Annotated in this window: 7 protein-coding genes; 2 read left to right on the forward strand and 5 right to left on the reverse strand. The window is 68.2% G+C overall.

The window, feature by feature from the left end; translation table 11 throughout:
• Positions 1-112: 112 nt before the first annotated feature.
• Positions 113-1,501: a glucose-6-phosphate dehydrogenase gene (locus RCH07_RS00230; RefSeq protein ID WP_326965459.1), complete on the forward strand. Its 1,389-nt coding sequence runs from the start codon at positions 113-115 to the stop codon at positions 1,499-1,501.
• A 104-nt stretch (positions 1,502-1,605) separates the two neighbouring features.
• Here the strand turns inward: RCH07_RS00230 and RCH07_RS00235 are convergent, their stop codons facing one another.
• Positions 1,606-1,944: a P-II family nitrogen regulator gene (locus RCH07_RS00235; protein WP_326965460.1), complete on the reverse strand. Its 339-nt coding sequence runs from the start codon at positions 1,942-1,944 to the stop codon at positions 1,606-1,608.
• Positions 1,941-3,302 carry an ammonium transporter gene (locus tag RCH07_RS00240; RefSeq protein WP_326965461.1) on the reverse strand — a complete coding sequence of 454 codons (1,362 nt, stop codon included), beginning with the start codon at positions 3,300-3,302 and terminating at the stop codon, positions 1,941-1,943. Before RCH07_RS00240 ends, RCH07_RS00235 begins: the two co-directional genes overlap by 4 nt.
• A 250-nt stretch (positions 3,303-3,552) precedes the next feature.
• Between RCH07_RS00240 and RCH07_RS00245 the strand changes: the two genes are divergently transcribed.
• A complete protein-coding gene (locus RCH07_RS00245) occupies positions 3,553-4,809 on the forward strand; it encodes an MFS transporter (protein ID WP_326965462.1) in 1,257 nt (418 codons plus the stop codon).
• Positions 4,810-5,420: 611 nt separating this feature from the next.
• On the opposite strand, the gene RCH07_RS00250 is transcribed toward RCH07_RS00245, so the two are convergent.
• The 3 genes from RCH07_RS00250 to RCH07_RS00260 form a co-directional block, all read right to left on the reverse strand.
• Positions 5,421-7,115, reverse strand: coding sequence for a hypothetical protein (locus tag RCH07_RS00250; protein ID WP_326965463.1), 1,695 nt, complete (start codon positions 7,113-7,115; stop codon positions 5,421-5,423).
• 140 nt (positions 7,116-7,255) lie between these two features.
• On the reverse strand, positions 7,256-8,467 hold the full coding sequence (ftsY, locus tag RCH07_RS00255; protein WP_326965464.1) for a signal recognition particle-docking protein FtsY: 1,212 nt from the start codon (positions 8,465-8,467) through the stop codon (positions 7,256-7,258).
• Positions 8,468-8,605: 138 nt separating this feature from the next.
• Positions 8,606-12,295, reverse strand: coding sequence for a chromosome segregation SMC family protein (locus RCH07_RS00260; protein WP_326965652.1), 3,690 nt, complete (start codon positions 12,293-12,295; stop codon positions 8,606-8,608).
• Positions 12,296-12,463: the final 168 nt, after the last annotated feature.

Consider the following 12,463-nt stretch of genomic DNA (forward strand, 5'->3'; position numbering starts at 1 on the left):
CGGTCCGGCACGCCAGCGTCGCGGCTGATGTTCGCCTGAACGAACCGCCTCGACAACGGGACTCGACTATCTAGGGTACCAAGACGCGCCTTTAAGATGGCATGCTGGCTACGTGACCAGCCAAACACCTGTGAAAACACTGCTCATCCTGGGCGCCTCGGGCGACCTGACCGGCCGGCTGCTGCTCCCCGGGCTGGCCCGGCTCGTGGCCCGCGGGCACACCGAAGGCCTGACGCTGGTCGGCGCCGGATCCGATCCGTGGGCGCCGGAACAGTGGCGGGACCGCGTCGAGGAATCCTTCGCCGACGCCAATTCCCAGGCCGAGGCCTACGGCCGGCGGGAACTGAAGCGGATCCGTGACACCACCAGCTACCACCGGCTGGACGTCACGGCGGACGGGGAGCTGGCAGGGCTGCTGGCGCGGCTTGAGGGTCCCGTGGCGGTCTACTTCGCGCTGCCGCCAAGGATCAGCCAGCTCGCCTGCGAGGCGCTGACGCCGGAGCAGGTCCCGGCGGGGACACGGCTGGTGATGGAGAAACCGTTCGGCTCAGGGGAGGACTCCGCCCGGCACCTCAACACGACCCTGGCCGCGCTGGTCCCGGAGGACCACATCCACCGGGTGGACCACTTCCTGGGCAAGGCGACGGTACTCAATATCCTGGGGCTGCGCTTCGCCAACACCTTCCTGGAAACCGTGTGGAACCGTGAGCACATCGAAAAGGTGGAAATCATCTTCGACGAGGACCTCGCGCTGGAGGGGCGCGCCCGCTACTACGACGGCGCCGGGGCCCTGCGCGACATGATCCAAAGCCACCTGCTGCAGATCATGGCCCTGATGGCGATGGAGCCCCCGGCGTCAGTGGACGAGCGGGATCTACGCGACGCCGTCGCCACCGTGCTGCGGGCCAGCAGCGTCAAGGCGCCCTACGCGAAGAGCACACGCCGTGCCCGCTACACCACCGGATCCAGCGACGGCCGGAAGGTCCCGGACTATGCCAGGGAGGACGGCGTGGACGCGGCCCGGGGCACCGAAACGCTTGCCGAGGTCCAGGTGGGGATCGATAACTGGCGCTGGCAGGGCGTCCCGTTCATCCTGCGCTCCGGCAAGGCGCTGGGCATCAAACGCAAGGAAGCCGTGGTCACCTTCCGGCCGGTGCCGCACCTGCCGCGGGGTTTCACCGGGGTGGACTCCCCCAACCAGCTCAGGATCGGTTTCGGCCCGGACACACTGCAGTTCGACGTCGACGTGAATGGCCCCGGCAACGTCCTGAGCCTGGACCGGGCCACGCTCCAGGCCGAGCTGAGCGCGTCCGAACTGCTGCCGTACGGCGAAGTCCTGGAAGGCGTCCTCACCGGCGATCCGCTGCTCTCCGTCCGGGCCGATACCGCGGAGGACTGCTGGCGGATCCTCGAACCCGTCCTCAAGGCCTGGGCCCTGGGCAGCGTGCCGCTTCAGGAGTACGCTGCCGGGAGCGAGGGGCCGGAGGGCTGGCCGGCCTGACCGCCGTCGTCCTCGCGTCAGGCGGTTGGACGCACAAAAACGGGCCGGTTACCTGTCCAGGTACCCGGCCCGCTTTCTGATCCGGTGCTTGCTCAACGCCTGCGCTAGATGGCGGCCGATCCGCGCTCTCCGGTGCGGACCCGTACCGCCTCGAACACGTCCATCGTCCAGACCTTGCCGTCACCGGCCCGGCCGGTGTTCGAGCAGGAGATGATGACATCCAGGATGTCGTCCGCCTGTTCGTCGGTGGCCAGGACCTCGACCCGGATCTTGGGCAGCAGGTCCACGTTGTACTCGGCGCCGCGGTACACCTCGGTGTAGCCCCGCTGCCGCCCGTAGCCGCTCGCCGCGCTGACAGTGAGGCCCTGCACGCCGTAGGCTTCGAGTCCTTCGCGGATGGCGTCGAGCTTTTCCGGCCGGACGATTGCTGTGATCAGTTTCATGCCCCCACACTTTCCTTGCCTGCTGCTGCGGTCTTCTTGCCGTTGGACGCCGCGTCCACCGGGGCTGCTGCCCCATCGGCGGCGGGCCGACCGGTGATCAGTTCATGCAGCGGCTGGAAGCTTCCGCCATGGCCGCCGACGCCGAACTCGTAGGCCGTCTCAGCGTGCAGGCTGAGGTCCACGCCAACGACTTCCTGCTCCTGGGAGACTCGGAAGCCCATCGTCTTGTGGATGGCCAGGGCGATCACGGCGGTCAGGATTGCCGAGTAGGCGATGGCGATGCCGGCCACTGCGAGCTGGGCCCAGAGCTGGGCGAAGCCACCGCCGTAGAAGAGGCCGCCGCCGGCACCTTCGACCGGGAGGGCGATGAAGCCCAGCGCCACGGTGCCGATGATGCCCGAGACCAGGTGGACACCGACGACGTCGAGCGAGTCATCGAAGCCCCAGCGGAACTTGAGTCCGACGGCGAGTGCGGAGGCTGCGCCTGCGGCGGCTCCGAGGCACAGGGCACCTACCGGGCTGACGTTGGCGCAGGCCGGGGTGATGGCGACGAGGCCGGCAACTACTCCGGAGGCCGCGCCGAGCGAGGTCGGGTGTCCGTCGCGGATGCGTTCGGTGATGAGCCAGCCGAGCATGGCCGCGGCCGGAGCCGCGAGGGTGTTCACCCAGATCAGGCCGCCCTGCTCCGCCGTCGTGGCTGCACCGCCGTTGAAACCGAACCAACCGAACCACAGGATGGCGGCACCCAGCATCACGAACGGGATGTTGTGCGGGCGGTGGTTGGGGTCCTTGCCGAAGCCCTTGCGGTTGCCGATGATCAGCACGAGGATCAGGGCCGCAACACCGGCGTTGATGTGGACTACCGTTCCGCCGGCGAAGTCAATCGCGGGTCCCAGGGCCTTGCCGATGGCACCTTCCGGGCCGAACAGCCCGCCGCCCCAGACCATGTAGGCCAGCGGGCAGTAGACCAGTGTGACCCAGACCGGGACGAACACCGTCCAGGCGCCGAACTTGGCGCGGTCGGCGATCGCGCCGCTGATCAGAGCCACGGTGATGATGGCGAAGGTGGCTGCGTAGCCCACCTTGATGAGTCCGTCGGGGGAGGTGACGCCCTCCAGCCCGAACGTGGCGAAGGGGTTGCCGACAATCTGCATAAAGCCTTCGCCGGAGCTCATCGAGGCGCCCCAGAGCACCCAGACCACACCGACCATGCCGATGGAGATGAAGCTCATCATCATCATGTTCAGTGCTGCCTTGGCGCGTGTCATGCCGCCGTAGAAAAATGCGAGTCCTGGTGTCATGAACAGCACGAGTGCCGCTGCCACCATCAGCCATACATGACCTGCGGTAAGTTCCATGGTGCACGTCCTCACTTGCTTGGATGCGATCCAGATTTGCTCTTGCGGAGTTCTCCGCGTGCCTCTACGCGGTTTGCGTTCTAAGAAGAGTCTGGCTGGGCCGTGTTTCGCCGGCGGAGGATTTAGATTGCCGGGGTGTTACAAGAACCTCCCGGAAGTAAATGGTGCATATCGTCCTTGTTACGGTTATGTTTCACGCTGTTAATCGGGCCGCTTCGCCCAACTCCCCCCACCGCCAGGAAGACCACCCATGAGTAAGACCCCCCAACCCGCCGCCGCCCGGCCCCAGGCGGGCTCCGGTCAACCCGGCAGGGACCGGCTGCCGCGCGACATCAAGGTGATGTTGGTCGCGGCCTTCCTGATCGCCGTCGGGTTCGGCCTGGTGGCGCCGGTGCTCCCCCAGTTCGCCACCACGTTCGGCGTCGGCAATACGGAGGCGGCCATCATCGTGAGCATCTTCGCGTTGATGCGGCTCGTGTTCGCGCCGGCGGGCGGGGCGCTGATCGTGAGGCTCGGGGAACGGCCGGTCTATGTTGCCGGGCTGCTGGTCGTTGCGTTGTCGACGGCGGCCTGCGCCTTCGCGCAGGACTACTGGCAGCTGCTGGTGTTCCGGGGCCTGGGCGGCGCGGGGTCGGTCATGTTTACGGTGGCCTCGATGGCGCTGGTGGTCCGGTTGGCGCCGCCCGAAAGCCGCGGCCGGGTCGCCGGGGCGTACGCCTCGGCTTTCCTGATCGGCAACGTCTGCGGGCCGATTGTGGGCGGGCTGCTCGCGAGCTTCGGCCTGCGCGTGCCGTTCCTGGCCTACGCGGCCGCCCTGGTGCTGGCTGCCATTGTGGTGCAGACCCAGCTCAGCCATGTTCCGGCCGGGTCCCGCCCTGAGGGCGGGACGGCGCCGGCCATGGAACTCCGCGAAGCGCTGCGGGACAGCGCCTACCGCGCGGGACTGTTCTCCAGCTTCGCCAACGGCTGGGCGACGTTCGGGGTGCGGATGGCCACGGTGCCGCTGTTCGCGGTGGCCGCCCTCTCCGCGGGGCCCGAAGCGGCGGGCTATGCGCTGGCCGTGTTCGCCGCGGCGAACGCAGTGGCTCTGACGTTCTCCGGCCGCCTCGCGGACAGGCTGGGCCGGAAGCCGATGATGATTGCCGGCCTGCTGGTGACCGGAACGGCCACGGCGGCCATCGGTTTCACCCACGAACTGCTGTGGTTCCTCGTGGCGACCGCCGTCGCCGGCATCGGCTCCGGCCTGCTCGGACCCGCCCAGCAGGCCGCCATCGCCGACGTGATCGGCAATCAGCGCTCCGGCGGCCGCGTGCTGGCGGTCTTCCAGATGACGGCGGACAGCGGCGCCATTGTGGGGCCGGTGCTGGCCGGGCTGCTGGCGGACCGGCTCGGCTACGGCTGGGCATTCGGCGTCACCGGCGGAATCCTGATCGCGGCGGCCGCGGGCTGGTTCATGGCGCGGGAAACGTTCCAGCGCCCGGCGGTCCACGCGGCTAAGCCCAAGTAGCGGTCATTTTCATTTAGTTCGTCGAGGGGTCAGGCGGCGCCTGGACCTATTCGCGCCGCGGCGGTGTCCTGTCCAGCGGGACATGCCCATTCTTCGCACCCGCGACCGGGCACAATGACACTATGTCCACCCGCTGACCCCGGCGCGGGGCATGTCCCCTCGGGCCGGTATCCAGTCCGCGAGGGACATGCCCATTCTTCGCACCCGGGACTGGGCATATTGACACTATGTCCATCCGCTGGCTCCGGCGCGGTGCATGTCCCGGAGCCCGGCCACCAGTCCGCAGGGGACATGCCCATTCTTCGCACCCGCGACTGGGCACAATGACACTATGTCCACCCGCTGGCCCCGGCGCGGGGCATGTCCCCTCGGGCCGGTATCCAGTCCGCGAGGGACATGCCCATTCTTCGCACCCGCGACTGGGCACAATGACACTATGTCCACCCGCTGGCCCCGGCGCGGGGCATGTCCCAGAGCCCGGCCACCGCGCCCGGACCCCCGACGAACTAACGAAAAGGCCCACCAGCTCGCAGCAGGGGCCGTTCTGAGCGCTCAAAACGGCTCAAAACGGCTCAAAACGGCCACAACTGCGAGTCAGTTCCTTGAGTTGCCTAGTACTTGAAGTTCAGGACGGTGACGGTGCCCGCCGTAAGCTTGAACTTCTGGGTATCCGACCCGTAGGCGAAGCCCGGGACGGTTGCACGCTCGGGGAGGGGGATGGGTTCTGACTTTGCCCCGTCGATTACCGTACTGTCCTCGGCCTTGTAGCTTGGTCCGGAGAGTTGCGTCATGGTTCCGGTCAAGGCCTTTCCTGGGAGCTTGAGACTCACATCGGACTGCGCAGCCTTTTCGGGGTTGTTTTGATTGACGATAGCGACGGTTGTACTACCGTCCGCGTTCTGCAAGGCATAACTGAACGTCAATCCGCCACCTGTGTCATCCAGCTTCAGGTACTTTCCGCCCTCCATCTCGGCGACCATGGAGATGCCGAAGAAGTTTGCCCGGCCGGAAACATTTCCGTCCGGCTTCAGGTACGCCCCGCCGCTGCAGATGGCGGACATGGGGGGCCCGCCCTTGCAGGTCAGCATCGAGCTGTGGAAGCCGATCCGCGTGATCCCCAGCTGCGCGGCATTGAGAGCGTAATCGGCGGTCCAAAGGGCAGAGGCGTGGGTGCGTGACGTTTCATTGGAGCCGGGGCAGGCCGCGATGCCGGTTTCCGGAAGCCAGACTTCCAAGCCCGCATCTTTTCCGGCCTTCAGGGCCGCCTTCTGATAGTCCTCGGCCCGGACGTGCATCAGGGGGTTCATCAGATTCGCCAGGGTCGGGGAGGCCTGGGGGTCCGCTTTTCCGTCGCAACTGTGGAGCGGGTAGTTGTGAAAGGACAGGATCTTCTTCTGCGGGATGTCCGCATCAATGAATGGCTGCCACCACGTCTGGTCGTAAGCGCCGGGGCCCGAGATCGGCACAGCAGGCGCCGCAGCGTTGATTGCTTTCGCGTAGGCCTTGAGCTCCGTGACGTACTGCTCCACGCTGTACCCGCCGGGGCGGACACCGTTGGCGCCGTAGCCGTTGGGCTCGTTGCCGACCGTGATGCTGAGCAGTTTCGCACCGAAGATTTCCGTGGCATGGCGGGCCAGGTCTGCGGCCCGGGCAGCGTCGTAGTGGCCCAGGTCAACGGTGAGGGCAATCTTGGCATCGACGGCGTCCAGCAGCGTGTTCACCCGGGCCAGGTCCGCGGGACCAACGGCCCTGACCGGATGTGCCTTATCTCCCGTGTAGTTGGAAGGGACCGCCTCGTTGGTGGACGTCCAGAAGAAGCGGCGGTCAACGGCGTTGCCTCCGAAGCGGAGCACCGGCTGGTCTGCTTCTTGGAACAGTTTCACCAGGGAGGCGTTGCTGCTGCCGAGGGCCGGATCGGCCAGGTCGGTGGCTTCGAGCGAGATTCCGACCAGGCCCTTGGCCAGAGAGGTGCCCACCAGGTCCTTTGAGACGCTTACCTTGAGTGGCTCAACTGCTTCCAGGGGTGAGCCGGCCGGTGGCCCGGGTTGCTTGTAGTACTGAACTTCCGGCGCGGGAGCTGGCGTCTTCGTCGGCGTGGGTTCAGGCGAAGCCGTGGGGGCGGTCGAGGGAACGCTCGTTGCCTCTGTGGAGCTGCTGGGCCTGAACAGGAACATCAGGGACGCCAACAAGGCGATAGCCGCAATTGCCGAGACGACGACAAGACGCCGCTTGGTTCGCTTCGTTCCCGCGGCTTCCTTGGGCCCTTGTTCGGGGGCGTGTTCGGGTGAGGGGTCTTGGGTGGGCATTCAGTACTTTCTTCAGCTATTGACTGGCATCTTCCCACAGCCTAACCAAGTCCTCAGGAGCCGCAGGACCTGGAGCGCTCAAAACGCCGAACACAACCCCTGCTGCGAGTCAGTGGGGTTGAGGGACTCCCCGCGAGACGTCAGTTCAGCAGCGCGTCGACGAAGCTTTCGGCGTCGAACGGCGCGAGGTCATCCGCGCCCTCGCCGAGGCCGATCAGCTTGACCGGGACGCCGAGGGATTTCTGGATGGCCACCACGATGCCGCCCTTGGCCGTGCCATCCAGCTTGGTCAGGACGATGCCGGTGATGTTCACCACTTCGGCGAAGACACGCGCCTGGTTTAGGCCGTTCTGCCCCGTTGTGGCGTCCAGGACCAGGAGCACCTCGTCCACCTCGGCGAGTTTTTCGATGACCCGCTTGACCTTGCTCAACTCGTCCATCAGGCCCACCTTGTTCTGCAGACGTCCCGCGGTGTCGATCATCACGACGTCGACTTCCTGGTCGATGCCGGCCTGCACCGCTTCATAGGCCACCGACGCCGGGTCCGCACCGTGGACATCGGACTTGACGGTAGGGACACCGACGCGCTGCCCCCAGGTGGCCAGCTGCTCTGCGGCGGCGGCACGGAAAGTGTCGGCGGCACCCAGCAGCACGTCCTTGTCCTCGGCCACCAGCACGCGCGCGAGCTTGCCCACCGTAGTGGTCTTGCCGACGCCGTTAACACCGACCACCAGCACGACGGCGGGCTTGTCACCATGGCGCTCCACCCGCAGGGTGCGGTCCATCGTGGGATCCACGAGCTTGATGAGCTCCTCGCGGAGGAGGGCCTTGACCTGCTCGGGGGAACGCGTGCCCAGGACCTTGACCCGTTCGCGGAGCGCGTCCACAAGCTGCATGGTCGGTTCGGTCCCGAGGTCCGCCAGCAGGAGGGTCTCCTCCACCTCATCCCACACGTTCTCGTCGATGTTGTCCGCGGACAGCAGCGCCAGCAGGCCTTTGCCGAAGATGTTGTTGGATTTTACGAGGCGTTCGCGCAGCCGGGTCAGTCGGCCGGCCACCGGCATCGGAATGTCCACCGGGACGGTTTCGAGGCCTGCGACGTTGTCCGGCACGTCGACGGTTTCGAGCTCGTCCAGCTCGACGCCGGCCGGGGCGTTGCGCCCGGGCGGCGGCGCGGGGCGGTCCTCAACAAGGGTTCCGCCGCCCGCGCCCGGCTGCACCGGATCATTCTCGTCGCGCTTTTCGGGGTAGCTGGTGATGTTCCGCCGGGTCTTCATGAGGACCGGAATAAGCCCGCCGAGGACCACCAGGGCAGCGAGGATGGGCAGGAGAATGGGGAGGATGTCGTTCACTCCCCTAGCTTCTCACAAACGCAGATAACCGGTGCGGGGGCAAAAAAGCCGTGGGCGGCGCGGCCTCAGACCCGGGCGGCGCGGCCTCAGACCCGGGCGGGGCGGCCTCAGACCCGGGCGGCGCGGCCCCAGACCCGCTCAGACCTGGGCGCCGAGCCGCTGGCTGATGACGGTGGAGACGCCGTCGCCGCGCATGGTGACGCCGTAGAGCGCGTCGGCGATCTCCATGGTGCGTTTCTGGTGGGTGATGATAATCAGCTGGCTGGATTCGCGCAGCTCCTCGAAGATGGTGATGAGCCGGCCCAGGTTGGTGTCGTCCAGAGCCGCTTCCACCTCGTCCATGACATAGAACGGGGAGGGCCGGGCCTTGAAGATCGCCACGAGCAGGGCCGCCGCGGTCAGTGAGCGTTCGCCGCCGGAGAGCAGCGAGAGCCGCTTGATTTTCTTGCCGGCGGGCCGGGCCTCGATCTCGATGCCGGTGGTGAGCATGTCGGCGGGGTCCGTCAGGACCAGCCGGCCTTCTCCCCCCGGGAACAACCGGGCAAAAATCCGGACAAACTGGGCGGCGGTGTCCTCGAACGCTTCCGCGAACACCCTCTGCACCCGGTCATCGACTTCCTTGATAATGTCCAGCAGATCTTTCCGGCTGGACTTGAGGTCTTCGAGCTGGGTGCTGAGAAACTGGTGGCGTTCCTCGAGGGCAGCGAATTCCTCAAGTGCCAGGGGATTGACCCGGCCCAGCGCGGACAAATCGCGTTGGGCCCGCTTGAGCCGTTTCTCCTGTTCCTCGCGGACAAAGGGCTTGCCCGCCACGATCTCGCGGCCCTCCTCATCGACCGGGGCGCGCAGGGCGGCCCATTTGTCCGCCGTTTCGCCTGCGGGCAGCGGCACGGTCTGGTCCGGGCCGAAATCGGCGACGAGCTGGTCCGCGGTCAGCCCCAGCTCCTCAACGCTTCTCAGTTCAAGGGCTTCGATCCGCAGTCGCTGCTGTGCGCGGGCAAGCTCGTCGCGGTGCACGGAATCGGTGAGCTCGGCCAGTTCACGGGCGAATGCGTCGTTGCCGCTGCGCACGCCGGCGAGCTCGCGGTCCAGCTGCTCCTTGCGCTCCTCGGCGCCGTCCCGCTCCTGCCGTGCGAGCTCCACGGACACGTCGATGAAGCCGATCACGCGTTCGACGGCGGCAGCGACGGCGGCGGCGCGCCGGCCCTGGAGCCTGCGGCGGCGGGCCCGTTCGGCGGCGTCCTCGCGGGCGCGGCGTTCGGTGGCTGCGGCGCGTTCGAGCGAGGCGGCCCGGTTGCGGGTTGCCGTGAGCTGTTCCTCGGCGCTGCGCAGGGCGAGCCGGGCCTCCATTTCGGCGCCGCGCGCCAGCGAGGCGGCCAGCGCCAGGGCATCGCGGTGCGCGGGGGACGGCTCCTCTTCCGTGGGTGCCTCCTGGGCGGCGGCGAGCCGGGCCGCCACGGCGTCGAGGGATTCCTGTTCGCTGGCGATGTTCGCCTCGGCCCTGGCGAGGGACGCGGCGAGGCGGCCGCTTTCGGCGACGGCGCTGCGCAGCACGGAATTGAGGTGGCCCAGCTGCTCCGCCACGGCGGCCAGCCGGGCGTCCGAATCGTGGAGCTTCTCCAGCGCCGCATCGGCCCGGTCCTGCGCCGCGGCCTTCCGGGCCCGTGCGGCGGACAGGGCGAAGCGGTTGCGCTCCAGCGCGCCGGTCACCGTTCCCAGCTTCCGGGCGGCGTCGTCGACGGCGGCCTGGACTTCCAGGAGCGAGGGCGCCGTCGCGGAACCGCCGCTGACGGTCAGGGCGGTGAACACGTCCCCGGCGCGGGTGACGGCGGTCAGGTCGCGGCGTGCGGAAATCAGCCGCGCCGCGGCGTCCAGATCGTCGACGACGGCGACTCCCGCCAGCAGCCCGGTCAACGGCAGCCCGGCCGTCAGCAGCCCGGTCAACGGCTGCCCGGTCAGCGGCAGCCCGGTCAACGGCAGCCCGCGGGCAGGGCCGCCGGACCCGGAAGGCGTGACCAGGTGCGCGGCCCAGCGGGCGCCGTCCGGAAGTTCACGGCCCGACGCCGGCTGCCCGGACTCACCCGAAGATGCCGTGGCATCGGCCGGCAGCAGCGAGGCGTTAGCCAGCAGCAGCGAGGCGCGGCCGGCGTCGTCGTCCCTCAACCGCCGGACGGCTGCGGCGGCAGCCTCGGCATCGTGGACCACCACGGCGTCAGAGGCGCTGCCGAGGGCAGCGGCGATGGCGGCCTCGAAGCCGGGCTCCACGGTGATCATGGACGCCAGAGAGCCCAGCACGCCCGGGAGCCCGGCAGCGAGCACGTGGCCTGAGCCGTCCTTCCGGTTCAGGCCGAGCTGCAGGGCGTCGCGGCGGGCCACCAGCGCGCCGCGTTCCCGCTCGCCTTCGCGTTCTGACGCCGTCAGGTCATCGATTTCGGCGTTGATCGCGTCGAGGGCAGCGCTGGCGTCCTCGAAGTCTGCGTCGAGGGTTTCCTCGCCGTCCTCGACGCCGGCTACCTGGGCTTCCAGCGCGGTGAACTCGCGTTGGGCCAGCCGCCGGCGCTCCTCCCCTGCTTTCTGCGATTCGCGGAGCCGGCCAATTTCGGCCTGGGCCGACTCGACCCGGGACCGTGCCGCGCCGACCTGCCCGGCAAGCCTGGCCAGGCCTTCGCGCCGGTCCGCGGCAGCGCGGAGCAGGGCAGCGAGCCGCTTGTCCTCGGCGGCGGCGGCGTTTTCGGCGTCCTGCTTCGCGGCCGCCGCCGCGTCCAGGGCAGCTCGGCGGTCCAGGATCTGACGCTCCAGCCCGGCCTGTTCCTCGCGGACCCGGGCGGCCTGCTGGTCGAGCTGATCGGGGTCGCGGCCGGTGTCCGGGGCCGGATCGGCAGCCCCAAGGAGGCGGCGTCGTTCTCCGGCGAGGGAGCCGAGGGACCGCAGCCGCTCGCGCCCCGCTGAGAGCTGATACCAGTTGTCCCTCGCGGCGTTCAGTCTGGGCGTCGCCTCCGCGGCGAGTTGTTCCAGCGCCGCCTGGCGCTGCCGGCCGCCGTCGAGTTCCTGTTCGACGACGGCGCGCCGGGCCTTGAGGCCGGACTCGTCCGCGACGTCCTGCGCCAGGGCCGACTGGAGCAGGACGAGATCGTCGGCGAGGATCCGGGAGCGGGCATCGCGGACCTCGAACTGCACGGTCTGGGCGCGCCGGGCCACCTCTGCCTGCTTGCCCAGCGGGGTCAGCTGCCGCCGGATCTCAGCGGTGAGGTCACCAAGCCGGGCAAGGTTGGCCTGCATGGCTTCAAGTTTGCGGACCGTTTTTTCCTTGCGCCAGCGGTGCTTGAGGATGCCGGCGGCTTCCTCGATAAAGCCGCGCCGGTCCTCGGGAGTGGCGTGCAGGATCTTATCCAGCTGCCCCTGGCCCACAATCACGTGCATTTCGCGGCCCAGGCCGGAGTCGGAAAGGAGTTCCTGGATGTCCAGCAGCCGGCAACTGGCGCCGTTGACCGCGTATTCCGAGCCGCCGGTGCGGAACAGGGTGCGCGCGATGGTAACTTCGCTGTAATCGATCGGCAGGGCGCCGTCGGAATTGTCAATGGTCAGCGAGACATGGGCGCGGCCCAGCGGCGGGCGCCCGGATGTTCCCGCGAAGATGACATCTTCCATTTTGCCGCCGCGGAGGGTCTTGGCCCCCTGCTCGCCCATGACCCAGGCCAGCGCGTCCACCACGTTGGACTTGCCCGACCCGTTGGGGCCCACCACGGCGGTGACGCCGGGCTCGAATTCGAAAGTCGTGGCCGACGCGAACGACTTGAATCCCCGGACGGTCAGGCTCTTGAGGTGCAAAGTGTTTCTGGCCTCCTGCTCGGCGGACTGGGCACACGGTTTCACGGTCGCATAATGTGGACGGACGCGGATGTGGGGGACGGCCCCGGTTACCTATAATCTACTGCGGAGCGGTGACAATTCCGCGCAGAACCCGTGCGGAGCCGTCGCAGCGGCCCCGGCCGGCAT

Source organism: Arthrobacter sp. CG_A4, assembly GCF_035985125.1.
Lineage (GTDB): Bacteria > Actinomycetota > Actinomycetes > Actinomycetales > Micrococcaceae > Arthrobacter.